This is a genomic window from Pseudomonas sp. LY-1, from assembly GCF_053502595.1.
Window position 1 is genome coordinate 2585388 of sequence record NZ_CP094353.1, and the last position, 23550, is coordinate 2608937.

Annotated in this window: 24 protein-coding genes and 2 pseudogenes; 1 reads left to right on the forward strand and 25 read right to left on the reverse strand. The window is 57.7% G+C overall.

Features of this window, described 5'->3' with window-relative positions; genetic code table 11:
- Positions 1-46 precede the first annotated feature (46 nt).
- The 14 genes and pseudogenes from MOQ67_RS11985 to MOQ67_RS12050 all read right to left on the reverse strand — a co-directional run bounded on the left by MOQ67_RS11985 (position 47) and on the right by MOQ67_RS12050 (position 12067).
- The gene (locus tag MOQ67_RS11985; protein ID WP_169886235.1) at positions 47-2797 is read right to left on the reverse strand and encodes a conjugative transfer ATPase; all 2751 of its coding nucleotides are present in this window, start codon (positions 2795-2797) and stop codon (positions 47-49) included.
- Positions 2797-3213 carry a TIGR03751 family conjugal transfer lipoprotein gene (locus MOQ67_RS11990; protein WP_034113447.1) on the reverse strand — a complete coding sequence of 139 codons (417 nt, stop codon included), beginning with the start codon at positions 3211-3213 and terminating at the stop codon, positions 2797-2799. The genes MOQ67_RS11985 and MOQ67_RS11990 overlap by 1 nt, the downstream gene beginning before the upstream one ends.
- Positions 3176-3580, reverse strand: a pseudogene (locus MOQ67_RS11995) (TIGR03752 family integrating conjugative element protein); the annotation flags it as partial. The gene MOQ67_RS11990 and the pseudogene MOQ67_RS11995, both read right to left, overlap by 38 nt.
- A pseudogene (gene traD, locus MOQ67_RS12000) lies at positions 3580-5460 on the reverse strand (type IV conjugative transfer system coupling protein TraD); the annotation flags it as partial. The pseudogenes traD and MOQ67_RS11995, both read right to left, overlap by 1 nt.
- Before the next feature lie 9 nt (positions 5461-5469).
- The gene (locus tag MOQ67_RS12005; RefSeq protein WP_448675928.1) at positions 5470-5973 is read right to left on the reverse strand and encodes an integrating conjugative element protein; all 504 of its coding nucleotides are present in this window, start codon (positions 5971-5973) and stop codon (positions 5470-5472) included.
- Positions 5970-6518: a hypothetical protein gene (locus MOQ67_RS12010; RefSeq protein ID WP_039588671.1), complete on the reverse strand. Its 549-nt coding sequence runs from the start codon at positions 6516-6518 to the stop codon at positions 5970-5972. The genes MOQ67_RS12005 and MOQ67_RS12010 overlap by 4 nt, the downstream gene beginning before the upstream one ends.
- Positions 6500-7219 (reverse strand): TIGR03759 family integrating conjugative element protein, encoded by a 720-nt coding sequence (locus MOQ67_RS12015; RefSeq protein WP_034113418.1) that lies wholly within the window; start codon positions 7217-7219, stop codon positions 6500-6502. Before MOQ67_RS12015 ends, MOQ67_RS12010 begins: the two co-directional genes overlap by 19 nt.
- A gap of 9 nt (positions 7220-7228) precedes the next feature.
- Positions 7229-7900 (reverse strand): chemotaxis protein, encoded by a 672-nt coding sequence (locus tag MOQ67_RS12020; RefSeq protein ID WP_034113416.1) that lies wholly within the window; start codon positions 7898-7900, stop codon positions 7229-7231.
- Positions 7897-8439 (reverse strand): PFGI-1 class ICE element type IV pilus protein PilL2, encoded by a 543-nt coding sequence (gene pilL2, locus MOQ67_RS12025; RefSeq protein WP_448675929.1) that lies wholly within the window; start codon positions 8437-8439, stop codon positions 7897-7899. Before pilL2 ends, MOQ67_RS12020 begins: the two co-directional genes overlap by 4 nt.
- Before the next feature lie 89 nt (positions 8440-8528).
- Positions 8529-9293 (reverse strand): DUF5983 family protein, encoded by a 765-nt coding sequence (locus MOQ67_RS12030; RefSeq protein ID WP_034113413.1) that lies wholly within the window; start codon positions 9291-9293, stop codon positions 8529-8531.
- 55 nt (positions 9294-9348) lie between these two features.
- Positions 9349-9843 carry a RadC family protein gene (gene radC / locus MOQ67_RS12035; protein WP_034113411.1) on the reverse strand — a complete coding sequence of 165 codons (495 nt, stop codon included), beginning with the start codon at positions 9841-9843 and terminating at the stop codon, positions 9349-9351.
- Positions 9844-9942: 99 nt separating this feature from the next.
- On the reverse strand, positions 9943-10200 hold the full coding sequence (locus MOQ67_RS12040) for a hypothetical protein (RefSeq protein WP_034113409.1): 258 nt from the start codon (positions 10198-10200) through the stop codon (positions 9943-9945).
- Positions 10201-10272: 72 nt separating this feature from the next.
- Complete coding sequence (locus tag MOQ67_RS12045) at positions 10273-10854, reverse strand: STY4534 family ICE replication protein (protein ID WP_034113406.1); 582 nt, start codon at positions 10852-10854, stop codon at positions 10273-10275.
- An 871-nt stretch (positions 10855-11725) separates the two neighbouring features.
- A complete protein-coding gene (locus MOQ67_RS12050) occupies positions 11726-12067 on the reverse strand; it encodes a helix-turn-helix domain-containing protein (RefSeq protein ID WP_027912505.1) in 342 nt (113 codons plus the stop codon).
- A 208-nt stretch (positions 12068-12275) separates the two neighbouring features.
- On the opposite strand from MOQ67_RS12050, the gene MOQ67_RS12055 reads away from it, so the two are divergent.
- A complete protein-coding gene (locus MOQ67_RS12055) occupies positions 12276-12533 on the forward strand; it encodes a hypothetical protein (protein ID WP_014338761.1) in 258 nt (85 codons plus the stop codon).
- A gap of 39 nt (positions 12534-12572) precedes the next feature.
- On the opposite strand, the gene MOQ67_RS12060 is transcribed toward MOQ67_RS12055, so the two are convergent.
- The 11 genes from MOQ67_RS12060 to MOQ67_RS12110 all read right to left on the reverse strand — a co-directional run bounded on the left by MOQ67_RS12060 (position 12573) and on the right by MOQ67_RS12110 (position 23541).
- Positions 12573-14543, reverse strand: coding sequence for a DNA topoisomerase III (locus tag MOQ67_RS12060; protein ID WP_014338762.1), 1971 nt, complete (start codon positions 14541-14543; stop codon positions 12573-12575).
- Between the two features lie 223 nt (positions 14544-14766).
- Complete coding sequence (locus MOQ67_RS12065; protein ID WP_014338763.1) at positions 14767-15237, reverse strand: single-stranded DNA-binding protein; 471 nt, start codon at positions 15235-15237, stop codon at positions 14767-14769.
- Between the two features lie 2 nt (positions 15238-15239).
- The gene (locus MOQ67_RS12070) at positions 15240-15752 is read right to left on the reverse strand and encodes a DUF3158 family protein (RefSeq protein WP_034113403.1); all 513 of its coding nucleotides are present in this window, start codon (positions 15750-15752) and stop codon (positions 15240-15242) included.
- Positions 15749-16504: a PFL_4669 family integrating conjugative element protein gene (locus MOQ67_RS12075; RefSeq protein ID WP_014338765.1), complete on the reverse strand. Its 756-nt coding sequence runs from the start codon at positions 16502-16504 to the stop codon at positions 15749-15751. Before MOQ67_RS12075 ends, MOQ67_RS12070 begins: the two co-directional genes overlap by 4 nt.
- A gap of 144 nt (positions 16505-16648) precedes the next feature.
- On the reverse strand, positions 16649-17836 hold the full coding sequence (locus tag MOQ67_RS12080; RefSeq protein ID WP_014338766.1) for an STY4528 family pathogenicity island replication protein: 1188 nt from the start codon (positions 17834-17836) through the stop codon (positions 16649-16651).
- A complete protein-coding gene (locus tag MOQ67_RS12085; RefSeq protein WP_014338767.1) occupies positions 17833-18381 on the reverse strand; it encodes a DUF2857 domain-containing protein in 549 nt (182 codons plus the stop codon). The genes MOQ67_RS12080 and MOQ67_RS12085 overlap by 4 nt, the downstream gene beginning before the upstream one ends.
- Positions 18378-19949: a ParB family protein gene (locus MOQ67_RS12090; RefSeq protein WP_014338768.1), complete on the reverse strand. Its 1572-nt coding sequence runs from the start codon at positions 19947-19949 to the stop codon at positions 18378-18380. The genes MOQ67_RS12085 and MOQ67_RS12090 overlap by 4 nt, the downstream gene beginning before the upstream one ends.
- A gap of 406 nt (positions 19950-20355) precedes the next feature.
- Positions 20356-20583: an AlpA family transcriptional regulator gene (locus MOQ67_RS12095; protein WP_034113396.1), complete on the reverse strand. Its 228-nt coding sequence runs from the start codon at positions 20581-20583 to the stop codon at positions 20356-20358.
- Between the two features lie 112 nt (positions 20584-20695).
- On the reverse strand, positions 20696-21445 hold the full coding sequence (locus tag MOQ67_RS12100) for a hypothetical protein (RefSeq protein WP_034113394.1): 750 nt from the start codon (positions 21443-21445) through the stop codon (positions 20696-20698).
- A 577-nt stretch (positions 21446-22022) separates the two neighbouring features.
- Positions 22023-22703 (reverse strand): TetR/AcrR family transcriptional regulator, encoded by a 681-nt coding sequence (locus MOQ67_RS12105; protein WP_080569988.1) that lies wholly within the window; start codon positions 22701-22703, stop codon positions 22023-22025.
- Positions 22690-23541, reverse strand: a complete 852-nt coding sequence (locus MOQ67_RS12110; protein WP_198717507.1) for a 3-hydroxybutyryl-CoA dehydrogenase — start codon at positions 23539-23541, stop codon at positions 22690-22692. Before MOQ67_RS12110 ends, MOQ67_RS12105 begins: the two co-directional genes overlap by 14 nt.
- Between the last annotated feature and the right edge of the window lie 9 nt (positions 23542-23550).

Sequence of the window (23550 nt, forward strand, 5' to 3'; positions counted from 1 at the left end):
CAACTCTGTGCAGATGTAATGCTGTTTGGGCTTAAAAAATCGATACTTACGTCCCGATTCCACGGGCCTGGTCAATGTGCTCAGCTACCAGGTGAGCCGCTTCCAACTCTGAACAGCTGTTCTCCTGCATCAGTGTCCAGCGTTCGGCTTTTTCCTCGGGTTCCGTCATGGCCAGGGCGAGATAGAGGCTAGGTGGCACGACCCGAAACAGCGTTTCGAGCTTCTTCGATAGCACGACCCCCTCAGTGTATTTTCCCGTCTCCTTACTGGCGGAGAGCAGTAAGGCTTTCTGCGCCGGCGTGAGTTTCTTGAACCGTGCGATCTCTTCGATTTCCGCGGGCGGCATGTTCAAACAGATCCACCACTCGATCATGTTGAGCATGGTTTGCGCAGCCGTGGGAAAGTCGGCAAGGTTTTGCGTCGCCAACCAGAACCAGGTACCGAGCTTGCGCCACATCTTCGTGCCCTTGACCACGAATGGCGCCAGCAGCGGGTTTTTGGTGATGATATGGCCCTCGTCGGTGACCATGATGATTGGCCTCCCCAGGTACTGGTCGCGCTCGGCGAGGTTGTTCACGGTATTCATCAGGCTGATGTAGCTGATGGACATCTGTGCCTCGTAGCCTTCGCGAGCGTAAGTGGCCAGATCGACAATGGTCACATCGCTCTCGGGCCAAGGCGTACCTTCGCGATCAAACAGTTCGCCTTCGAAACCCTGGCAAAACAGGTCGATGGACTCGCCCATTTCCTGGGCACGCTCGCGACGCTTCTCCGGCAAGTGCATGTCGGCGGCGACGCGCAGTAAAGCGTCGCGAACGTCGCGGGTCAGCACCTGGCGACCCGCTGCGACACAGGTCTGCGCCGCATCCAGGATGCACTCGCGGATCAGGCTTCGGTCGGCTCGGCTCAGGCGGGCTTCTTCCTTGGCCTCGCCGCCGGTGATCATCAGTCGGGCGGTGATTTCCAGTTCGCCGAGAACATCGCGCTGGTCTTCGCGACTGGCTACCGCCTCATCCTCCCACTCATCGATAGACAGACTCGCCACTTGATCTGGTTGCTCGACCAGACGCCAGGCATCGGCGAACGGGGCGAGCCTGACCGAGGCGCCAGGTTTCAATTGGACCTTGTTAACCGACAGGCCTTGTGTCGCGAAGTAGTCGCCCTGCAAGCCGAAGGAGTTGCCAGCCTCGACGATAAACAGGCGAGGGCGGTACACCGCCATGATCTGCATCAGCAGGGTTACCAGGGTGGCGGACTTGCCGGCGCCGGTGGGGCCGAACAACAACAAATGACCGTTCATGGCCCGGTCCAGGCGTGACAATGGGTCGAAGCTCAATGGCGAGCCGCCACGATTGAACAGGGTGATACCCGGGTGGCCGGTACCGGTGCTGCGGCCCCAGACTGGAACGAGGTTCGCCAAGTGCTGGGCGAACATCAGGCGCGTGTACCAGTTGCGCGTGTCGCGGGCCGGGTTGTAAGCCATCGGCAACCAACGCAGGTAGCTATTGCAGGCGGCGACTTCATCGCCTTCGCGTACCGGTTGCAGCCCCGCACCCAACAGCGCATTGGCCAGGCTGACCGAGCGCTGGTGCAGTTGCTGTTCATCGTGACCGCGCACATAGAACGACAGGGTGCCGCGGTATAGCTTGTGCTGGCGACCGATGATCGCACGAGCCTCTTCGACATCCTGACGGGTCTGGGTCGAGGCCAGGTTTTCACCGATGGCTTTGCGCGCCAATCGGTTTAACTGGTCTTCGAGCACATCCTGCGGCTTGACCACCAAGGTCAGACTCATCACCGTGCCTTCGGGTAACTGGTCGAATAGGGCATTGGTTGCATCACCCTTACGGGTTTCTCCGGTGAGTTGCCCAATCGATGGTGCGCGTCGCAGTTTGTCCACCACGATGACCCGATGGGGTTGCCCATCGAAGTACCAAAGTCCCTGTTGCACATCCGAACGCGGTTCGTTGAAAAACAGCCGTTCGGCGAAGTCGTGATCGAAGGGTAATTCCAGCGACTCGCCATCAGCAGGCTCCGGATAGGCAACACGTTGGTAAAAGCCCTCGGGTGCTTCATCGGTGAGCCTGGGTGCCGGATTGAACCAGGGCAATAACCAAGCATACAGACCGTGGCCATCGACTCGCGCCGATTGCACGCCGCACGCCTGCAACGAAGCCGCAATACGTTCGCAAGCCTGCTGCAGGAATTGCACAGGGGTGAGTCCCGTCTCCTCAGCGCCAGACTCAAGCCAGCGATAGACCACCAGGCGCACCCGGCGGTTATTGCCGCGCCAGGGTAGGCGCGTGACGGACTTGTCCTCGAACAGACCTCCCGGCTTGGCGATGGCCTGCAGATGACGACGACTGAGTTCCAAAAACGTTTCGGTGAAGACCGTGCCTCGCGCGCTGTCTTGAATATAATCGGTGAGCCGCGTCAGGTAGGGGGTGAAATCGTTATCGTCCTGGCAGAAAAACTGCGCCACCCACGGCGCTTGATCCAGCTCGTCAAAGCTATCCTGCAGGGCATCCTCAAGGGCATCGCGGGCCGCCATCAACCAATCGGGTTCGCGCCCTTCGGTGCCGATGGGCAGTAATTCGAACACCGCCCCCACCGAGCGATTGTCATCCAGTAGAAAACACTGCTCGGTGTCGAGGTATTCGACCCACGGCAGGTGGTCGGTGAAGCTGGGGTTGTGCGAATAGAGTGCGGCTTCATCGGCCAAGGTTGCGCGAGGGCGCGCTGGGTGGCGCCAGGCTTTCCATGCCGAAGTGCTGTTGCCCGAATCGTGGGTACGCACTACAGGTCCTCCTGTCGTTCACCAGGCAGTGTGTATTGCACCCGTTGGTAGAACGGAAAGACGGTTGAGTAACCCGGCACGGGTGCTTGTTCGGTTCCACTCAAATGTGGGTACACGTACAGCACCAGATCGGGATTGGGCAGGCGAGGGAACAGGCTGTGGATCTCGTTCGACGCCGTGCGCGTATACGGCTCTTGGAGAGAAGCGGAGAAATCCGTCTGGGTCAGCGGGCGGCGTAGCTGCTGCCGAGCATCCAGCAGCTGCTGCTGGGTGCCTTGCGAACCGGCACCGTTCCAGATGTCCAGCATGGTTTGCTCGCCATGGGGCAGAAGCGTCTCCTTTTCGGTGGAACACCCCGCCAAGACCCAGCAGAACAGGCTAATCCAGGTCAGGCAGAGAAGCATGGTCTTTTTCATGGCGAACGCTCCGGCCCTTGGGCTCGTAGTCGATGGTGATCTCATGGTCGAGGTGCAGCGCGACTTGGGCGGCCGGTGGCACGTACACGGCAGCAAAGGTCTCGCCATACAGTTTGTTGATCCACTCGCGGATGTCGCTGACCCCACCACTGAGAATTGAATTCAGCGCGCTGTTGCCTTTGCTGTTGGTAACCCCGAGCGTACTGCCGCCCGAACTGATCACACTGCTGTTGTTCTGCTCATCCCCGAGCAAGGCAGCGACACCTGCGCCAGCTGCTGTGATCAGACTCTGGCTGCCGAGGTATTGCTGGGCGTTCGAGCGGCGCTCGCCGGCAATGCACGGAATGCCATACGGATCGGACAGGTATGCGCTGGCTCGATCAGCGGCACACTAGTGCTGCTGACGCGGTCCTGAGAGGAGGAAGTGAAGTCCGTATTGGCTTCAGGATCGGAGGTGTCGGTGGCACCCGATACCAGGGTTCTGGTCAGCACGTTGACCTTGGGCAACTGCTGGGTGAGCAGCTCCGCAGTGGCGGTCTCGCGTACGCGGAGCATCTGCAAGGTGTTGAAGTTGCCAATCACCTGGCCGGCCTTGGCGCGGTTTCCGATTCGCGCTTCGATATCGCTGAGTGTCTGGGTGTAGGCGGTTACCTGGATGCCGGCGCCACCGCCCTTGTTGATCAGCGGGATGAACTCATCGCCCATCAATTCGTTGAACTCATCAGCGTGCAGGTTGATCGGCAGCTTGCCAGCGTTGCTACCCGATGGCGGCAGGCCATGGTCAATGCCATGTTTGTAGATGTGTCCCGCCACCGAGACCAAGTCGGCGAACATGGAATTGCCCACAGCGGCGGCCACCTCGGCATCGGTCAGCGCATCGAGGCCGACATAAACGATGCCGCGCTTTCGGATGATCTGCATCCAGTCGAAGATCGGCCTCGGGTCATCTAAATCGGTGTAGTTGGGAGCCAGTAACTGGGCGGTCTTGCCGGTGGTGAGTTTCTCCAGCAGCGGCAGTAGCGAGGCAACGATTTTGTCGAAGTAAGTACGGTCGTAGCGTACCGCCGAACGCAGCCCGTCCATTACGGGATCAAATACCCGCTTCACCGCCAGGTACTGCTCGATGGCCACCACGCGCTTTTCGCGTCCGATCATATGCCGGGGGATGTTCTTCTCGGTGAGTTTGCCTTCGAGCTGGACGATCACCTCCCACGCCTTAGGGTCGGTCTTGGCGAAAAACTGCTGGGCGTACTCGATGAACAGCGCGTCGATGTTGACCACATGTCGCTGGATTTGCAGGTAGTCCGGACGTCGGCCCAACTCGATCAGGGCGCGGGCGATGATGTTGACGAAACGCCAGGCGAACTCGCGAAACGCCGCCGAGTTACCTTCACCACTGAGCTGCCCGGCGATGCGCGACGCTACTTCCGAGATGCGCCCGAAACGTCCCACGGCGTTGTAGCGGGCGGAGATCTCCGGCCAACCCAGATGGAACACATAAAACTCTTTCTCCCGACCGGCACGTTTGGCTTCGACGTACATGCGCTTGAGCAAATCGGCATCGCCCTTCGGATCGAAGACGATCACTACCTCGTGTTTAACGCGATGGATGTCTTGGGTGATGTACACCTCGGCGAGCCGCGTCTTGCCAACACGGGTCGTGCCCAGCACGAGGGTATGCCCGACTCGTTCACCCAGCGGCAGACTGACTTCCGTTTCGTCGGGCTCAACCCCATGCAACAGCGGTGAGCCACCGACTGGGGGTAAAGGGCGCAGCGGATTAAAGGCGCTGTCCCAGGCCGTGACAAGGGCCAGTGTCGAGAGCGGAAACGGTGCATGTTCTAGGCGACGTTCGACTCCACGTGCCAGGCGGTAACGGGTCGGTTGGTCGACGTAGTGAGCGACGGCCGGATCCTGGGCCTCGACCAAGCGCTGGGTATGCAGGCGGGTCCAGCGAAAGCCGCGGCCCATGAACAGACGTTTGCAGCTCACCGGAATCTGCCGGCTGGTCAGCTCGTAGCGAGGCAGCCGGCGGATATTGCGCCGATAGCGCAACACCTCCCAGGCTTGTCGGAGGCGGATCAAACCGAACAGGGCATAGGCCAGAGCCGCAATCAGACCGATCTCGGGTGACAGCGCCACGGCCCAGGGCGAATGCACGCATAACACCGCCGCGGCGACGCAGATCGCCACGGTATACAGCTCGATTGCGGGCCGGAGTTTGGACTCCATCGCATGCTCGGCCATGACCCAGACTCACTGTTCCAGTGAGATGGCTGTGATTAAGACAGGGTAGTGCTTAATTTTCAGGCGAGAGGCGATGTCGTTCCCGTTGACCGGCAGGATGGTGATGCCCGGCGCGGCTGCTCGAATTCGGGCCAGGGCTTCAGTATCGGTCACTTCGACGGCGAGGCCGGCTGCCCCCATTTCTTGCAGTTCAGTCGCACGCTGATGCAGCCAAGCCAACGATTGGGGATCCTCCCCGACAAGGAAAAATGGCTGCAAGCCCGGCATGTCTAGGGTGCGAGTTGTGATTTGGCCTGGGCTCAAGTGAGAGCTGCGCACGGGCAGTATCCAGGTTTCATCGGCAAATGCAGATAGGTCTGCATGTATGGCCCGAGCAGGCTGGGTCTTGTTGTTTATTGGCGGCGTGGAAGCTTCAAACTGGGGGCGAGTGTGAACTTCTGCAAACGACAGTACCGGCTGGGCGAACGCTGCCAAGAGCATGGCGAAGTTATACGCACTGGGAATTCGCTTCATGGTGGTGTGCCCTCTTTAGAGGAAACCTGCAATCGTTCGAGTTGTCGGGAAAAGCCGACGCGGTAACGCGCGGCCGGCGTTCCTCCTGCCGGGCGGTGATAGCGGCCAGCAGCTGACACCCAATCACCGGTAACGGTGTGATGTTCTTGCAGCAGCGCGGCAGTCACGGCCAGATTGCGGTAGGGTTCAAGGGCTTCGCAGGGACTGGAAAAATGCTGTCCGTGATAACCCAGGTTGATTTGCCCAAGCCCGGCATCGACGCGCTTGGCGTCATACCGAGCAAGCGCCTGAAGCAAGGCGTGACAGGCGGTCTGATGATTGGCGAAACGGTAAGGGCTACCGGCAATATTCAGCGTCCAGGGCCAGGGCAGCAGTCGACCACGAAGGCGGGCGCCACTCTCCTGCAGGGCAATCGCGAACAACACCGTGGAAGGGACGTTGGCGTCATGCGCTGCCAGTTGATAAGCCGGAGGCGGAAGTTCGTCTGCCCGGACGGCGTGCACCGTCAGCAGGAGCGCAATAGCAATCAATCGAGACGTTGCCATTGTCCGTTCACCTGCTGAAATGTGACGGGTAACGGTCTCGGGGCTCCCAGGCTGAACCAGCGCCCGCGATCATGGTTCAGGGTGATTTGCCGGTGTTGGACCTTGCTCGCATCAATGCCTGCTTGCCGCGCCCAGCCACGGACATGTTCATCCTCACCATGGCTACCCACCAGGTAGATATCGAACGCTGTATCACTGCTTTGCAGACGCTGCGCTTCAGCGGTGCACGCAGGGCAATGGTCTTCGACAAACAGAGCACGGCGGGGCTCTACCGGTGAGCTAGCAGCGGGCGGGGATGCCATACCCTGAATCGGCAACAGCCCCGGAAACAGCTTGGCCCAAGCTGCGGTGTAGGCGTTTTGGTAAGCCAACTCGCGCTCGGCACGTTTGGCTTCCAGCGCTACCTGCAATTCGGCATAGCGCTGGCGCTCTTGGTCGGTCTCTGCCTCTACCCCAAGCGCGGTCAATGGGTCGAGGCTCGGGCTCCAGAAACCGCGCGGGCCGGCTTGAATTTTTTCGAAGCGTGTCCACTCCTGCTCCGTGAGACCCCAGCTTGCAGCTTGTTCAGAGTGCGAGCGCTCCAAGGGAATGGACTGTGTGTCCCGGTTCTGTGACGGTGCCGTGATAGGGTTGCTCATCGCAGCGCCCGTGCTAAACAGTGAAACGAGACAAACGACGGCGGGCAGCAGCGCTCTGTTCATGATCGTTTCTCAAGGAAGGTGCACGGTCTGGTCTGAGTGATTGATCACCGCGAAGATGGCCGCGTTCGGCTCCAGCACCTTCAGTTGCCATGTGCCGAACTGCTCGCCGTTGTGCAGCAACTGGATATCATTGAGCGAGCGACTGTCAGGAGGTGCGACAGCCAGAAAGCGCTCCCCACCGCGGTACTCGACGCTCAACACTGAAAATGGCGGCAGGAGCGGGGCAGGCTTGGGCTGAGCGGTTTTTTTCGGCTTGGCCGAGGAGTGCGTCGGTGGTGGGAGTGGTGGCTGACTTTTGAGGTCCAGGAGTTGCTGCTCGACGCGCTCAAGTCGTGCGCGTAGCGCGATCATGTCGGCTTCGGTAGCACGGGCTGCCAGACCATCGCGCAGTTCCTGTATCTCCTGCGCCCATTGATCCAACATCGGATCGAGGGTATTGGCCTGTTGCTCACCGGAATCGACCATCTGCTTCAGGTCTTTCAGTGCGTACTGCAGCTTCTCCTGTGCATCCAAGAGGGTGCTTGAATCACGTTGCAGGGTATCCAGGGTCTGTAGGCGTTGGGCGTTCGCATTTTCCAGCTCGGTCACGCGTTGATACTGGTTATACAAACCACCACTCAGCCCGGAGACCGCCAGGCAAAGTGAGCCGACAATGAGGGTTTGAAACGTCGTGGCTTTCATGGGCGTGCCTCCGGCTGATGGGCCGCGCTGGGTGCGAGCCGCACGACGGCAGCATCATTTTTTTGCCGTTCGAAGCAGACCGAACGGCTGACCTCATCGGTCGTGAGTTGCCAGGCGGGGCCAGCCAGCACTTGTAGCGCGTTGCGTAGTGAGATCGGGCCGAGCCGGTGATGGGCGGCGGGCAGAGGCCGGGCAAACAGTATCTTTACTGGTTCGGCAGCAGGGCAGAGCGAATAACCTGAGCGCTGCAGCACGTAGTGCATCGCTTCCTGTACCGAGGGATTCAGGTTGGTCGGAATGCTCACGTCAATGATTTGAGCGAGAAGATCACGTTGCTCTGCCGTGGGCTCGGTGCTGATCAGCGTATAGCGGCCATAGCGGAGCTCTGTCGGGTGACTCTCTTCGGCTGTACTTCTCGAAAGCTGGGCCCGATGGGAACTACCGCCATTCTCTGGACTAGTCGGCAATGGGGTCGGGATCTGCGCCGTGCAGGCACTCAACAAACCCAGCAGGCAGACAGGCGTGAAAAAACGCTCCATGGAAAAAACCTCATGTCAGATTCAGTGCAGAACCTGACATGAGGTGAAGGAGCGATTCAGTGAGTAAGTTGATTCAAGACGGGTCGTGTTTAAGTAGAACGCGTTGCTATTTCGTCATAAATGGCGAGCCCATCCAGGACGGCAGCGTCGGGGTCGAAAATCAACAACCTCACATCCGCCAATGCCGCCAGATACAGTACGTTGACCAAAGCCTCCGGCGTACCGGCGTCGAGCTGTTCTTGCCTCAACGACGAGTAAGGATTGCCCTCGATCTTAACCAAGTTATCGTCGGTCCAGGGCGTGCCGATCAGCTTACACCCGACGCCATTGCAGTCTGGTAGGGCAAAGGGTTCAAACAGCAGTCCGGTTGGCCTGGAGTCAAAATTGCCAACCCGGCGTTCCAAGTGACGCAGCGCTTCGTCAGTGAGGTGTACGGTACTGAGCTCCCAGGTTCGGCTGTAATGTCCTGTGTCGAAGCTCAAACGATGGACCAAGGCTTGGGCTTCTTCCAAGGAGTACAGATCACCGACGTGATGTCGCTCGTTGAGCATTTCGCCAGTCACGTCATAGATCACTTGCTGTACCAGCCCGGTGGACTGGAAGCGTTCATCCAATTCATCCGGAATGGACTGACCCTCGCTGATCAGAGCCACGTCGTCATTGAACAGGCAGGGAAATAGTTCTAACGCATCATCGAGCAGATGGGCTTGTGCGTCGTGTACGGGGCGAAAGCAGGGAGGGCAGTCATTTGCGTAAGTGATCTGTAGCAGTCGTTTGATATGCAGTTTGTCGTAGCCGCGAGCAAATGGATTCGAGGTTTCCGGCAGAGCTAAGGGTTGGGGTGTTGGGTTCATGAGGATTCTCCAGAAGGGAAATGAATAAGGCGTCCGTAGACGCCTTTGGGGGGGGTTAAAGCCAGCCATGCTCGGCAAGAGAGAGAGGACGACCTTCACCGACGATGAAGTGATCCAATAAGTGCACTTCAATCAAGTCCAAGGCCTCTTTCAACCGTGCGGTCAAGGCGCGATCCGCCAGGCTGGGTTCCGTGCAACCGGAGGGGTGGTTGTGGCAGACAATGGCAGCTGCTGCGTTATGCGCTAGGGAGCGCTTGACGACCTGGCGGGGGTAAACGCTGGCGCCATCGATGCTCCCGTGAAAGAGGATCTCGAATGCCAGAACGCGATGGCGGGCATCGAGAAAAATCACACCGAAGACTTCATGCTCTTGTGGTGCAAGATGCAGTTTTAGGTATGAGGCCACGGCGTCAGGTGACGTTAGGTTAGGGCCGCGGGTGAACAGCCGACGGTCCAGAATACGTAGCGCTTCATCAATCAGCTGGTTTTCGTGGGCGATACGATCAGCCTCGACATCCGAGGTTTCAATCAGGGTGAGTGGGGTGCTCATGGGGTACCTCCGAAGCGAACATTCAGGGGTACACACCCGTGGGGAGTGGTGTCCCCAAGGTGGATATAGAGTCGCGGCTATTAGCCGATGACGCACTTTTTACAGCCGAGTGAATCGGTGGCGTTGTCCGTACAGGTCTGAGTCACAACCATCGCAGGGCAAGGGGGAGAAGGTTTTTATTCCGCGACCAGTTTCGGGGTCGAAGTCGGCACTGACGGGCATTAGCCGAACCAGCCCGCGATGGAGACCGGCGATGCGTTTCTCGATTTCATCCGTCGTGTAGTAGAGCGATAACGTGCTGTAGTCCTCGTAAGCCGCAGCGAACAGGCAATCGTCGCAAAGCCAGAAGGATTCCATGTGGGTTCTCCTGTGCGGATTGAAGAAAGGCGCTCGATTGAGCGCCTTGATGTAAAACATCGGGGATTGTGTTCAGGCGGACTGAACAGTGCGTGTGGCAACACGGCGGGCTGTGCGGGGAGTGGGTGCAGATTCAGGTTTGATCCTGGTCTCTGTTGGGTTGTCGGTATCCTCAGCTTCGGCATCAGCCGACGTTGGGGATGGCTCACTGTTTGGCGTTTGCTCAGCAGGTGCTGTTGCCTCCTGCCTGGCAGGCGCTTTGTATTCGAACGTGCCGTTGACCTTGATCCAGTCGATGTACAGCAGCCGACCTTTCAGGCTGGCACCCGGCTGGCCTTGTTTATCGCCTTTCTCATAGAGAAATGGGTCAATCCACAGATCGCCGATACGGAACGACAGCAAGACCTTTTTCTCGGCTCTGACGGCGTCCATATAGAGACGAATCAAGCGTTCAGCTTCGCCTCCAGCGACTTTGCAGTCGAAGCGGGTGTACTCGACCGCATCAGTGGCACCGTGCAGAGCCGCGATATCGCAGGCCATGAACGGCTGACCGCGGCGGACTTGTACTTCACGAACACGGTTGAGGTAGCCGATACCGGCAGTGTGCAGATTGAAGTAAGTGGTCGCTTCTTGGGATTGGTTGGCGTGGGCCATGGTGGTTCTCCTATTTCAAGGGAAAACGGCGACGCACAGCCCCTAACGGGGAAGTGAGCCCCGTCAGGGTGAGTGAGGTGAAGGCGAACGATGAACGACTCGTCACCGGTAAGCCGATGACGATCAGAACGATGCGTCTGGGAAAATAGCGATGCAGCAGAAGAGGATCCGCAGCAGTGGTTTGCGGATCTGGGGACAGTGAGCATTCATCACCGCTGAAGCGGTAACCGGGCGAGCTTCCGAATGCTGATCGCACTTGGGTAAACCACCACGAACGTGGCGTAGCCTTGAAGGTTCAAGCTACCTGGGCTGGGCTGTCAACGACAGCGAACCACGCCCTTTGTATAAGCCTGTCACAGGAAAGCGTCAAGACGCCGCAAGCTGATTTTTTATAGCCGGAATACAGTGGAAATTAATGGACTGAAGAAAATGAAGAGTAGGCCTGGCGGGGTGCCAGGCGAGGAATAGAAAAGCCACCTTAGGCGGTCTGACGCAGTCGACAAGCTCCTCGCAAAACTTGATTTAACTGCGCCATGATTCGCCAACCGACCCTTATCGTGGCCTGGGTCGGAATACGCTGGCACGCATCCGCGCACAAAGGGTGCCCAGTGTTTCCCCGGCGGGCTCCGGGACTGAATGCGATCGCCGTAGCGGATGACCGCTGCTGCCTGGCAGAGGCAACAGTGGTCATCCGCCACATTGATCCGGTCGAGCACAAAGAGGGAATGAAATTCCGCAGAAGAGAAGGCTCCGAACTCTAAGAGTCCGACCGAGCTACCCGGAGCGAATCGGTCTTGGGTCGCCGTAAGCGATGATCCTGAGGCACTACAGCAGAGCGGGTGTGACGACGTCAAGCCAGTGTGCGAAGCGGTTATTTGCTACTGAGATGAGCGGCCAGCTGTTCGACGGTCGTCAGGATAAAGGCACGGTCGCTTTCTTGAAGGCCGCTCAGCAGGCCCGCGATCATCTGGCCCTGGTCGTTGGGGCGACTGCTCGACTCCGTCAGCAGTTCATCCATCCGGCAGTCGAAGATGTCCGCCAGTTGCATCAGCTTGACCACGGAAAGCTCCACCACACCCCGCTCAAGGCGCGAAATGGCTTCGCTGCCGATCCCCAGGCGTTCAGCCACCTCTTCCTGGGTCAGATTACGCTGAGTGCGGTGCTTCGCGATCATGCGCCCAATTTGGGCTTGGGTTGGATGTTTATGTGCCAAGTGATGAGCTCTCCAATTCAACCCGAATGGTTGAGCAAAGACCCATTGACATGAACATCCTTAACGGTTGAGTATCGACTTAAAGGGTTGTTATATTGACTGAAATAGCTGTTTGTCGCGACGTGACATCTACTCCTCCAGGAATTAGAGGCCGAAGTGACCAGCGAGACTGAGTGGTCTGATGGGGCCAAAGGGAGGAAGGTTGAGCATGGATGAGCAGCGCGAGCACGACATGGACCTGATCTGGGATCGAACACTGGAGCTGTTCATCAAGATCCATGACTGCCCTGATAATCCTGAACATCTCGATAGCCTTGTTCATTGGCTCAACGAAGATCCTGCTCACCTGAAAGCGTTCAACGAACTGGGGCAGATATGGATCGCGACAGGCATCGCCTTGGCCCGTGAAATCGGACAACCGCTAGACGATTTGGAGAAGGATCAGGCGCCGTTGATGATGCACTGATGACTTCCCCCGAGGTTCATGTGAGCGCCAAATGGTGCCTCATGGACGACGTATACCTTTACTGATCGGCACAGTGCCTTTGCAGTCTGGGTAGTGGGAGCATGACCAGAACGGCCCTGATTTACCCTTCCGCCTAAGCATTGATGCGTTGCAAATGGGGCAGACAGGCCCGGCTTCGACCGGTACCGACAAGGTAAGCGCTCCGCAGTTTGCGATCAGCTGCGTAATCCAGTGCGCCTGCTTGGCAACGAATGCATCCAAGCTCAGACGTCCCGCTTCGATTTCATCCAGCGCTTGCTCCCAGATCGCTGTCATGCCCGGATCCGCGACTGCAGCGGGTACCGCTTCGATCAGCGTATGGGCCGTTGCGGAGGCCATTAAGGCACGTTTTTTCTTCAGCAAGTAACCGCGATCAATCAAGCCCTTGATGATGCCGGCTCGCGTGGCTTCCGTGCCGATACCGGTGGTATCCCGAAGTTTCTGTTTAAGGCGCGGGTCGTTGACCAGCTTGGCGACGTTTTTCATCGCCTTGATCAGATCGCCCTCGGTGAGCGATTTGGGCGCAGCGGTGCGCATGGATTTGAGTTCAACGTCGTCCACTGCGCACTGCCTACCCTGTTGTAGGGCGGGCAACACCTGGGACTTTTGACTAGGTTCATCATCGTCGGGGTTGTCGGAGAGTAAGCCTTTCCAGCCTTGGACGAGGATCTGTTTGCCAACAGCAGTCAAACGCTCGGCGCTGCACTCCAGTTCGACCTCGGTTCGATCAAACTCGTGATGCGGCAGGAATTGCGCGAGGTAGTGGCTACGAATCAGTTCGTAGACTTGGCGCTCTTGTTCAGACATCCGCCCAAGGTTCGCCGGCTCGGTGGTGGGGATGATGCCGTGGTGCGCGGTGACCTTGGCATCGTTCCATGCTCGTGAGCGCAATGATTGATCGATGCTTCCGAGCGCTGGGCGTAACGCGGGGTCCATTCTGAGCAGGGCATCGAATACCGCGGCGACCTCGTTGAACATGCTCTCTGGCAAATAGCGGCAATCGCTGCGCGGATAGCTGGTGGCTTTGTGGGTTTCATACAAGGCTTGAGCGATGTTCAGCGTTTCCTGAGCGCCGAGTCCCAACTTGCGTGAACAGACTTCTTGCAGTGTGCTCAGGTCGAAGGGCAGGGGTGGCGCTTCGCGCAAATGCTCAGTCCGCAGCGAGACTACGGTGGCGGTCTTGCTGCTAGAAATCGCTTGGAGGGCTTGACTTGCGAGCGCCTGCTGCAGGCAGCGACCGGCTTCGTCACGTCCTGAGCTTGGTGGTATCCACGATGCGATGAATGGTTGTTGCCCCATTGAGGACAGGTGCGCATTCACCACCCAGTACGGCACCGAGACGAAGCTGGCAATCGCGCGGTCTCGTTCAACCACCAAGCGCAAAGTGGGCGTTTGGACGCGTCCAACCGACAGCACGGCGCCATAGCCCGCCCGCCGTCCTAGGAGGGTAAACAAACGACTGAGGTTCATACCAATCAGCCAATCGGCGCGGCTGCGGGCGAGGGCTGAGTGATAGAGCGGGAAGGTCTCCTGACTAGACTTCAGCGAGGACAGTGCTTTGCGAATCGACGCCTCGTTGAGTGCGGACAACCAGAGGCGCTCAACAGAACCACGATAGTTGCAGAGCTCTAGTAACTCGCGGGCAATCATTTCACCTTCGCGATCGGCGTCGGTGGCGATGACGACGGTGGTAGCTTCGCTGAGCAGGTGTTTGATGATTTTGAACTGCGCGACAGTCTTGGGTTTGACCTCAACCCTCCACTGCGCGGGAATAATCGGTAGATGATCCAGCGACCAGGTTTTGTACTGATCGCCATAGGCTTCAGGTGGGGCCGTTTCCAGCAGGTGACCGATACACCAGGTGACGGTTGTCTCGCGTCCGATCAAGCAACCATCGCCACGTCGGCTGGCTCCGAGAACCTTGGCGATGTCACGACCTTGGGAGGGTTTCTCGCAGAGAAAGAGACGCATAGAACTGCTCCGGGTTGAGTTCGGAGCAGCGTTGTTGGAAACAGCAGTGGCAAGCTATGAGAAACCTGAATGGCAGGTTCCTCATATTAGTCGGTGAGGGCAACCTTGAATGGGGGCGAGGCGGCTACCTTGTAGTCACATGGACGACAGTGCTTCACGAGCAGCGAGTAATGACAGCCCGGGGGACTTCACGCAAAGGCGGAATTTTTATGCCTCAAGTCCGTCATGCCGATGGTGGCTGCCCTCTGCGCTTTTTGGACTTCGACGCAGGCGAGCTGGCCTGGTCTGTAGCCTGCCCGACGGGAGCCGCAGACGAGGCTGATTCACTTGAGCGCTCCCGCATGACCACGTTCTGCACGCGATGAGGCAGGATGCCGACACGACGCGCCTCGATCTTGAAGGTGACCCGGGCATTGTCTTCACTGTCCTCCCACTCATCGCGCACGGTGCGGCCCTCTACCAACACGCGCATGCCTTTCTGGTACAGCGTGCTCCAGTGTTCAGCCTCGCGGTGCCAGAGCTCGACCGGCGCCCAATAGCCGCCTCGATCCTCATAGCTGCCATCGCGTGGCACGGGGTTGTCGAAGTACACATTCAGGCGCAGCAAGCGCCGTGGCTCGTCATTGCCTGACGGGAACTCCTGGAACTCTGGCGCACTGCCGATGTTGCCTTCGCCGACGAAAAAGGTACTCATTGTTATATCTCCGCTGCTGGTGTGAATTGGCGCAGCAGCCGTTCGGCGCTCGCCATTTTGATCGTGCAGGTTGAAGCCTGACGGTAGAGCGAATGCACCACGCTCATCTGCAAGTTCAGTGCAATGCGCTCGCATTCGAAACGGTGCAATCCCTCGCGTACGGCTTGCGGCAAAGCCTTGTTGGAGACCTGGCGTTCCCAGGCCGCAACGCCCATGCGGGCAAAGTCGCGGGTGCGCCATCGCAAAAAGGTGCTGCCCGCACTGGTGTTCTGCAGCACCAATCGAATATCCAGCAACGAGTAAGGCGGTTGTCCGGCTTGCTGCACCACAGCCTCCATCAGACGACGTAACTGCGCCTCGGTTTCCCTCGCCACCTGCGCCAGGTATTCCAGCTCCCCCTTACCCTTAAAAGGTTTTAAAAGGCTTTTTAGGGAGGCAGAATGTTCGAGCTGTCGATAGGCATCCGGTGTGAGTGTTTCGTGGGGCATTGGTTGAGTCGGGATTAGAGGCTTCATACTCCGTCCTCCGGCTCATCGACTGTCGCAGATGGGTCTACTGCTTCCTCTGTCAACGCGCCAGTGCCATCCATTGCCACAGCACCATGACGAACGATGGGTGGCGCGAACTGGGAGCGGCGATGCCCCTCAAGGATGTCCATAGGGGGTAGTCCAAACTTCTCCATGGCCGCCAGAGCACGAGCGTTATTCGCTGCCATATCATCACGGGTGACGCCGGCATGCCGATAACGCTGCGCCTGGCCAAACAAGCTGCGCAGCAGATGAGCACCGTCGTCGATCCAGGCTTCCATGTCCCTACGACCGATCAAGGCGGTGTGATGGGCCAACAGGGTATGCCGCACCAGCGTGTCGTAGTCAGTCAGCAGGTAGACGGCGAGAAACCCCAGTTGGCTGCCGATGTACAAGGGTAAGGTGACGGGGTGGATGTTGAGGTTATCGCCCATGTCGATCTGTGTCGGCAGGTCCTGTCTGATCCGGTCCAACTGCTGGGTCAGTTCCAGCATCCCAGCCTTGGCCTGCATCAATTTTTCTTCGAGCTGCACGATCGCCCAGTCGGCATAAGGATCGTCCTGCGCTGCGGCTTGTTTGATCAGGTTAGTGACGCTGATGTAGCCCGCCATACCCATGATCGAGTGGACGCCTTCGCGTGCGGTTCGACCTTGCCAGATTCGGGCGGCGTGGTGGGTGTGCAGTGTCAGGGTGATGCTGCTGCGCAGTGAGCCAAGGTTGAGCTGATAGTGATCGGCCATGGTGTCGTCCTCGCATAGGCTTGGACGGGAACGTTTCGGTAGACGAAGGTAAAGGACATCCGAAAAGCTGAATGCTGTCTGTTCGATTTGGTTCGAGACGGTTGATTTTCGAGACGTTCCTCAGTGATGCCAGTGGCATCAAATCTACTGACGTCCAGGGCGTTTGCCACGTAGCTGACGCAGTTCGTCCAGGCACGCTTGGGCGAGGGCCGAGGCGGGCTCGCCCTGTTTTCTAGGTGGGCGCGGGGGAGCGGGTGGCGGTTCTGCAATGGGTAACGATTCAGCCTGACCTGCCCAAGGGCGGAAATCGCCTTTCAGCGCCCGCTGGACCAGGCTCATCAGATACGCCGTGGGTTTGCGGATACCGCCGGCCGCACATCGCGCCCCTGCTTCGTTGAGCACCGCCTGTCGATCCGCTGGTTTAAGCTTGCCCAGCGCCACGGTGACCGCCTGACGTTCGCTTGGACTCAATTGCAGCGGATCGGGCCAGCGCAGGTTATCCACCGCTGGGGTCGCGCGCGGTACCGTACTAATACTTTCTTTTAATACAGTACAGGCAGCGTTCGGATTCCGAACGCTGCCGGAAACATTGGCGCTCGGACCCGGTTCGGAATCCGAACCGGGTCCCGCACGATTCCGAACGAGGTGGTCGCCACCCAGTTCGGAATCGTGTAACGCTTCATCGGTCGTCTGATCCAATCCTTGTTTTGTCCAATGGTCGCCCCAACTGTCGAGTCGGGTGGGGAGCCGACCCAAATCGATATCGGTGTCCTGACGAATTTCTTCCAAAACATGCCGAGCGACAATTCGCACAGCCTTGGTTGCATGATCGAGGGCGTGTCCGACTAGCTCCAGGTAATCCTGATCCACCTCCATGGCTTCGGCGGGGGTTAACGGTTCATCGTGCAGGACGTATAGAGAACCTTGTAGGCGCCCGCTGAGCTGATCGCGGCCACGACTTACCAAGCTGAGCCAGCGGGTCAGCCGGAGCATCGTCAAAACGCGAGCGATGGTTTCACGAGAGGCTGACGCACCGTAGGGCACGCTCGACAAGTAAGGTTGCAGATCTTCATAGCGCGGCGTGACCACTCCCTGGTCTTGCAGCATGAGTCGAAATACTTGCCAGGCATTCCGTTCCAATGGCGTCAGCCGACTATCCAGCAGCAGTCGACGTGGCACGACTTCGTTAGATTGGCCACTGAACAAAAAGCCCGCCTGCAGGGCCTGGTTGGAAGGATGTTCAGTGGTGGGGCGTGCGGGCCAACGTTCACTTAGTTGTTGGGTGCATTGCTGCAGAACACGTTGCCAGCGACTGGAAGGGGTAGTGTTCATGTTCCGTTGCTGTAATGGTCGATCTGCTGCCAAACGATGGTCAAGCTGATTTGTTGCTCCTCCGCCAACATCATCATGGCGTCGAGCTGATCCTCAGCACCGTCCTCAGCGCGTAGCTGGCACCAACGCTGCCAGAGCGCATGTTCCTGCGCTTCGCTCAAGCTCTGGGGCCGGCCCTTACGGGGTTCTATCTTGAGCAGCCGTCGGCGCAGGGCGGTCTCCGAATGCGCCAAGCCGAAGCACTGATACATGATGGTACTGCTGGCACCGAGCTTGAGCGCTCGGTTGATCAGGCGCTCGTTCTGTTCGTCGCGTTCGGCCTGGTCGATCAAGCGATGTAGCACCGGCGAATCAATTTTGATCTCAACCCAGGGGACGGTGGCGTGGGCTAGGCGTGACAGCGTGGTAGGCGGTAAGGATTGCAATAAGTAAATGTCCTCCTCACCCAGCCCGAGTGCTTTGCAGCGTTGCAGGTTACCCAGGCGCAACTCGTGAAGGACCTGAGTCAGCATGGCCTGGTTGAGCACGTTGAAGGACAGGTTCATGGCTCCTCCCTTGGTGAATCGACTTCAGCGGAAAGCGATAAGTCGATCAGGCGCCGGGCTAAGCGAATGAGACGATACAGTTTGATTAACAGACTGTCGGGCAGTCGCTCCAGTCCTACGTCCATGGCGGGACGATCTGTCAGCGGGAGTTGATAGACCCCCAATAGCAGTTGTCCGAACAAGGCTGAGGGCAATTGCTTACGATCTTCCCAGTTCACTTTGTCTTGAGCGCGCAGCAGGGCCAGGAGCAATAGGTGAACGCCGGTCGCGCGGGGCGCTGCAAGATCAAGTTGGTCGATGTTCAGGGCGAAGCCCAAGTCGCGCTGCTGATCGCTGACGCTCTCGGGATACCCGGCATAGGTCGCCAGTTCCCGAGCCAGCCCAGCAATGGCTAAACGCAGCTGCTCGGGGGTATCCAGTGTTGGTGCGATGATCCAGAGGTCGTCGATCATGCAGGTTTCGACGGTCGGTGCTGGTTCGGGGGCAGTGTCGCGTTCAATCTGTTCGCGAATTTGTTGGACACGTGACCGAGGGCTGACTGCTGATGCGACATTCGTTTCGGGCAGCGTGAGCTGCTCCTCTGGCGCTGTTTCGGCCCGGGTTCCGGTTTCAGTTGATGGGGGGCGGGACTCGGAGGAGGGAGGTCCTGCTGCGGCTTCATCAATGCTTGGCAGATGGCTGTTCTCTAAGGAAGTGCTGACAACGCCAGGCCGTTGTGTGGAGCTCAACTCCAAGGCCAACATGCGGTAGGACTGGCCGAGTAGGCGGCTCATGCGTTCGAGCAGTTCATCCTTGATTTGCTCAAGGTGGAAAGATTCGGGATCGGCATCAAATTGCCCCAAGGTGTCGAGCCAAAACTCGGGGAACGAAATGATGTCGGTTGGGTAACGATTCCAGGTTCGTTCAGCCTGGCTACGCAGAGCGATCAAGCGTTCAATTTTGGGTTTACCCAATCCGGCATACAGGGTCTGTGGAATGGCGGGCAGGAGATGTTCGAGGGTGTCGAGCATCCGGCTGATGTGCGACTGTGAAATTGGGTAACCCCCAGCGGCAATACGTCGCGCCAGCTCACGTTGCGAGAGTGTCGCTCCGTCTGATTCGATCATGGTTTTGAGTTTGGCCACCGCCAGAGCCCGTTCGATGAAGGTGAGTTGACCGTGCAGATCGCTTTCGGCCAGATGGCCGAGCAGGGTGGTGACTTCATTGCTCCAAGGCCGAAACAGACAATGAATGCGAAAGAAGCGCTCGTCGCGGGTTTCCTGCCACAGCTCGCCGAGAATTGCCAACCGCGTATTACCGCCGTTGCGGATAATGAAATAGGTCCCACCCGGGCGGCGGGTAATCGGCGGTGGTTGATCCAGCCCGCGTTCACGGATGGAGGCTTTAATATCGTCAAAAAGCGGATTACGGATGAAGCGTGGGTTGTGTTCGTAGGGTCGTAACTGCTCCAGTGTGACCAGCATGGGAGTGTCGACGACCGGATCGGAGAGTCGCTCCAGTTCTGGACCTCGAGGAAAATGGTTCTGGTGCAGTTTGTCGGCGACCTCCTCCTGACTGAGCTTCTTCATTTGAATAGTCTCAGTTAGCGCCGGTTGCGCAAATGGTCCCCGACCTCGAATTTGACGATCTTGAGAGTCCGCGCATCTTCGAAGTGACTGGAAAGTTCTGTTAGGAACGATCCCATGGTAGAGCGTCCGCCCTGCAGGTGAAATACCACGGTGCAATACTCTTCGGACGGCGGAGGGGGCAGCCAATCGGATGGCTGAACGACGATGGGTAGTTTATCTAACATCGAAGAGATCCTTGCCAATGCTATTGGCGTCGAGGCCGGTCAAACAATATGGCCGGGCGAGAAACACCCGCTTGGTAATTCGTTTCATTGAGCCTCCTCACACGTGGCTATCGAGGTTGACGGCAACCGTGGGTTTACCTGTTCCACCTTTAGTGGAAGCCACCGACACCTCGCGCGTAACATCAGCGCTGCTGCGCCAAGCGATCGGTGACCCATCGCTCGATCTCCATTGAGTCCCATCCCACAGCACGCAATCCAATGCGCTTGGCTTGTGGGAATTTGCCCTCCTTCATCAAGCTGTAAATGTGCGCGCGCTTGAAGCCGGTTTTTTGCTCCACCTCTTCACGCCGCATAATATGGCGTTCGACTTGTGGTTGATGCTTAGCGATGGGGAAGGACTGGCTGGACATAATGGTCACTCCTGGCGTCGATTGGCGCGTGATAAGACGTGACCTGAATTGAATCGTTGAAACGGGTTGGCGTCATTGCGCTGCAACTACAGCGATTGCAGCGCAATCTGCCCTAGCGCTCCGAGAGGCTGCGTTTGGCAGCAGCAAATTTCTCATCCAGATTTCGCTTGGATATGCCTGGCAGCTTGTCATAATGGGCGGTCAGTGCGTCGACAATGGCGGCTTGGGAACGGAAAACTGAATGAGGTTTTCCTGAGGGAGAGTGACCGAGCAGTAGACTGAGCATCGCTCCGATGATGTGGAGGTAAGTGGCCTCACTTCGGTCGCTTACTTTGCCGTTAATTTTGATGAGATGCTCGATGTTCTCCTTTTCCAAACCGACAGCTTCAAGTTCACTCAACAGTTGTTGATAAGCTGTTTCTGTACTCCTCACCTGTAGTTGCAAAGCATCACGATCGGCTTGTAGAGCCAAGTAGGTACCAATGCTGATTGTTCCGTTCTGGTTCAATGGTTGATCGAAAAGGAAAGCTGGCTTTTGTTCAGGGTGAAAGCGAGACATCCAAAGTTTAAGATCAGTGTGGCGGATGGTTACTTGAGTGCACTCGACGCGAGTCCCAATGGCTACCTGTATGCCGAGGCAGCCGTAGGGAAGTTCTCCATGACGAATAGCATCGAAAATTTTCTCAGTGTTTGCGTACAGACATGGCCATTGTGGGAAGGCAGACCTGAGCATGGTAGGTGATCGCCAGGCTACCTCGAGAATCTGCGTCTCGTAGGCCATTAAGTTGCACCAACGTATTGCTGCATCGATGGGGCGATAGAATACCTGTGCCAGTGGGTTACAGCTTTGAGATATGTACACCGAAGGAACCTCCTATTCCTGTAAATCATGGACTCCTAGAATAAATTATACGTCGAATCCATCATTTTTCTTTCGTCCAGCCCCGGTGTCAATAGATTAAAAACTTTATACTATCCCCAGGTACGTACGGTCCGTTCCTGGCCACTATTGTAGTGTTCGGACCATCATGGGGGCATGAGAAAAAAATAGTAAGAATTTCAACTATTGATGTTGGTAACGATTGATGCGTTTGTTACCTGATCATAGCCAGTTGGCTTTCTTGCAGCGTTGAGCTACATACGTTCGATGAATATAGTCTTCGCCCATAGCTCGGTACGCAACGTTCGGTTGTTCTTTTAGCAGATTTGCGGGCATAACCACCCCACTGTAAGTAGCAAAAGTGTTTCGCTAGGCGTTTCCGCGGCGCGAGCCGTTCGGATTCAAATATCGGTTCGTTACGCCGATCAATTGATTCACATGTTTGGGAGAGGGGGCATCGGGGATCTGCGCCTGCTAGTATCGAGGGGAGTTTTTGAAACGAGTGCAGACTAGGGCAGTGTTCACAGGAGCCGCGCCTGCTCCCAACAACTGCCCTCTGCTACGATGTCTTCCTGCAGTGGAGCTCCGAATAAGTTTTCTGGACTGCGGCGGGGGTATGAGTTTCCTGGGGGTGTTTTTTGAAACCAAGGCCAGGCTTATTGCCAGATGCCAGCGACCTCTCGATGGCGCCACTCACCAGGTTTTCTATCAGACTATCGTGCTCTCGTTCCTCCAGCGAATAGTGCGTCAGCCAACCGGGCGCGCTGTTAAGCAGCGTGGCAATGGCATGACCGACGGCTCGGCCCTGTTCACTGAGTCGGGAGCGGACACCGAGCATCATTAGCAGTTGGCGTTCGTACTGTTCGCGAAGTTGTCGGACCCGTTCTTGCTGTTCTTCATTCAAACAACCGCTGTCACGCTCCACCAGGCGAAAATGCCAAGGCATCTCCCGATGTAGATCCTGGTGGGCGCGGATCAATGGCTTGAGCCTGTCGCGTTTTGTCGTAGCCGTTTGCTTGATGCGCGCCAGGGTTGCCAGCAGCTCTTCGTAAAATTCTTCGATCAGGTCGAGCAGCAAGTGTTGTTTGCTGGGGTAGTGGTGATACAGCGAGCCTGGGGACAGCCCCAGGCACGTGGCAAGCTCTCGCATGCCGACCTGACCGAACCCTTTGCTGGCAAAAAGCTCCAGCACCTTGTCCCGATACTCGGCGAAGCGCGAGCAACGCTCAGGCATAGGCATGGAAGCCACGCCCTGTTTTGCGTCCCAGGTAACCGGCGGCAACCATCTCCTTGAGCAGTGGCGCGGGGCGGTATTTGCTGTCGTTGAAACCAACGTAGAACGCTTCAAGGATAGCGAGTAGGGTATCCAGGCCGATCAGGTCCGCCAGCGCCAGCGGGCCGATTGGCTGGTTGCAGCCCAGGCGCATGCCCACGTCGATATCTTCGGCGCTGGCCAAGCCTTCCTGAAGCACCAGGATTGCTTCATTGATCATTGGCACCAGGATCCGGTTGACCACGAAACCCGGACGGTTGGCAGCGGTGATCGCGGTCTTGCCGAGCGTGGATGCCATTTCCAGCGCCAGGGCACGGGTAGCATCGCTGGTTTGCAGACCGCGTATCACTTCGATCAGGCCCATTACCGGCACTGGGTTAAAAAAGTGCAGGCCGATGAAGCGTTCAGGCCGGCTCACACTGGCAGCTAATTGGGTAATGGACAGCGATGAGGTATTGGAGGCGATTACACATTCGGCGCTGACCTGCGCGGCGATTTGTTGTAGCACGCGCAGTTTCAGGTCGAGGTTTTCGGTGGCGGCCTCGATCACCAGTTGCGCGTTTTGCAGGCTGTGGTATTCAGTACTGGTGCGTATCCTGTCGAGAGCCGCGAGCTTTTGCTCATGCGTCAGGGTGTTTTTGGAAACCTGTCGATTAAGGTTTTTATCGACGGTTGCGACTGCCTTTTGCAGGGCGCCCTCGGATATGTCGATCAAGGTCACATTGAAACCAGCCAGGGCGCAGACCTGCGCGATGCCATTGCCCATGGTGCCGGCGCCGATGACGCCTATATTCTGAAGAGTCATGCGTATTTC

What these genes read in the sequence shown, in the direction of transcription:
- radC (WP_034113411.1), bottom strand. Translation starts at nt 9,843, where the DNA reads ATGAGCACCCCACTCACCCTGATTGAAACCTCGGATGTCGAGGCTGAT.
- MOQ67_RS12005 (WP_448675928.1), bottom strand. Translation starts at nt 5,973, where the DNA reads ATGAAGCGAATTCCCAGTGCGTATAACTTCGCCATGCTCTTGGCAGCG.
- MOQ67_RS12065 (WP_014338763.1), bottom strand. Translation starts at nt 15,237, where the DNA reads ATGAGTACCTTTTTCGTCGGCGAAGGCAACATCGGCAGTGCGCCAGAG.
- MOQ67_RS12075 (WP_014338765.1), bottom strand. Translation starts at nt 16,504, where the DNA reads ATGGCCGATCACTATCAGCTCAACCTTGGCTCACTGCGCAGCAGCATC.
- MOQ67_RS12015 (WP_034113418.1), bottom strand. Translation starts at nt 7,219, where the DNA reads ATGAACAGAGCGCTGCTGCCCGCCGTCGTTTGTCTCGTTTCACTGTTT.
- MOQ67_RS12070 (WP_034113403.1), bottom strand. Translation starts at nt 15,752, where the DNA reads ATGAAGCCTCTAATCCCGACTCAACCAATGCCCCACGAAACACTCACA.
- MOQ67_RS12085 (WP_014338767.1), bottom strand. Translation starts at nt 18,381, where the DNA reads ATGAACCTGTCCTTCAACGTGCTCAACCAGGCCATGCTGACTCAGGTC.
- MOQ67_RS12090 (WP_014338768.1), bottom strand. Translation starts at nt 19,949, where the DNA reads ATGAAGAAGCTCAGTCAGGAGGAGGTCGCCGACAAACTGCACCAGAAC.
- MOQ67_RS11990 (WP_034113447.1), bottom strand. Translation starts at nt 3,213, where the DNA reads ATGAAAAAGACCATGCTTCTCTGCCTGACCTGGATTAGCCTGTTCTGC.
- MOQ67_RS12055 (WP_014338761.1), top strand. Translation starts at nt 12,276, where the DNA reads ATGGATGAGCAGCGCGAGCACGACATGGACCTGATCTGGGATCGAACA.
- MOQ67_RS12110 (WP_198717507.1), bottom strand. Translation starts at nt 23,541, where the DNA reads ATGACTCTTCAGAATATAGGCGTCATCGGCGCCGGCACCATGGGCAAT.
- MOQ67_RS12045 (WP_034113406.1), bottom strand. Translation starts at nt 10,854, where the DNA reads ATGGCCCACGCCAACCAATCCCAAGAAGCGACCACTTACTTCAATCTG.
- MOQ67_RS12010 (WP_039588671.1), bottom strand. Translation starts at nt 6,518, where the DNA reads ATGGCAACGTCTCGATTGATTGCTATTGCGCTCCTGCTGACGGTGCAC.
- MOQ67_RS12020 (WP_034113416.1), bottom strand. Translation starts at nt 7,900, where the DNA reads ATGAAAGCCACGACGTTTCAAACCCTCATTGTCGGCTCACTTTGCCTG.
- MOQ67_RS12080 (WP_014338766.1), bottom strand. Translation starts at nt 17,836, where the DNA reads ATGAACACTACCCCTTCCAGTCGCTGGCAACGTGTTCTGCAGCAATGC.
- MOQ67_RS12040 (WP_034113409.1), bottom strand. Translation starts at nt 10,200, where the DNA reads ATGGAATCCTTCTGGCTTTGCGACGATTGCCTGTTCGCTGCGGCTTAC.
- MOQ67_RS12095 (WP_034113396.1), bottom strand. Translation starts at nt 20,583, where the DNA reads ATGTCCAGCCAGTCCTTCCCCATCGCTAAGCATCAACCACAAGTCGAA.
- pilL2 (WP_448675929.1), bottom strand. Translation starts at nt 8,439, where the DNA reads ATGGAGCGTTTTTTCACGCCTGTCTGCCTGCTGGGTTTGTTGAGTGCC.
- MOQ67_RS12060 (WP_014338762.1), bottom strand. Translation starts at nt 14,543, where the DNA reads ATGCGTCTCTTTCTCTGCGAGAAACCCTCCCAAGGTCGTGACATCGCC.
- MOQ67_RS12030 (WP_034113413.1), bottom strand. Translation starts at nt 9,293, where the DNA reads ATGAACCCAACACCCCAACCCTTAGCTCTGCCGGAAACCTCGAATCCA.
- MOQ67_RS12105 (WP_080569988.1), bottom strand. Translation starts at nt 22,703, where the DNA reads ATGCCTATGCCTGAGCGTTGCTCGCGCTTCGCCGAGTATCGGGACAAG.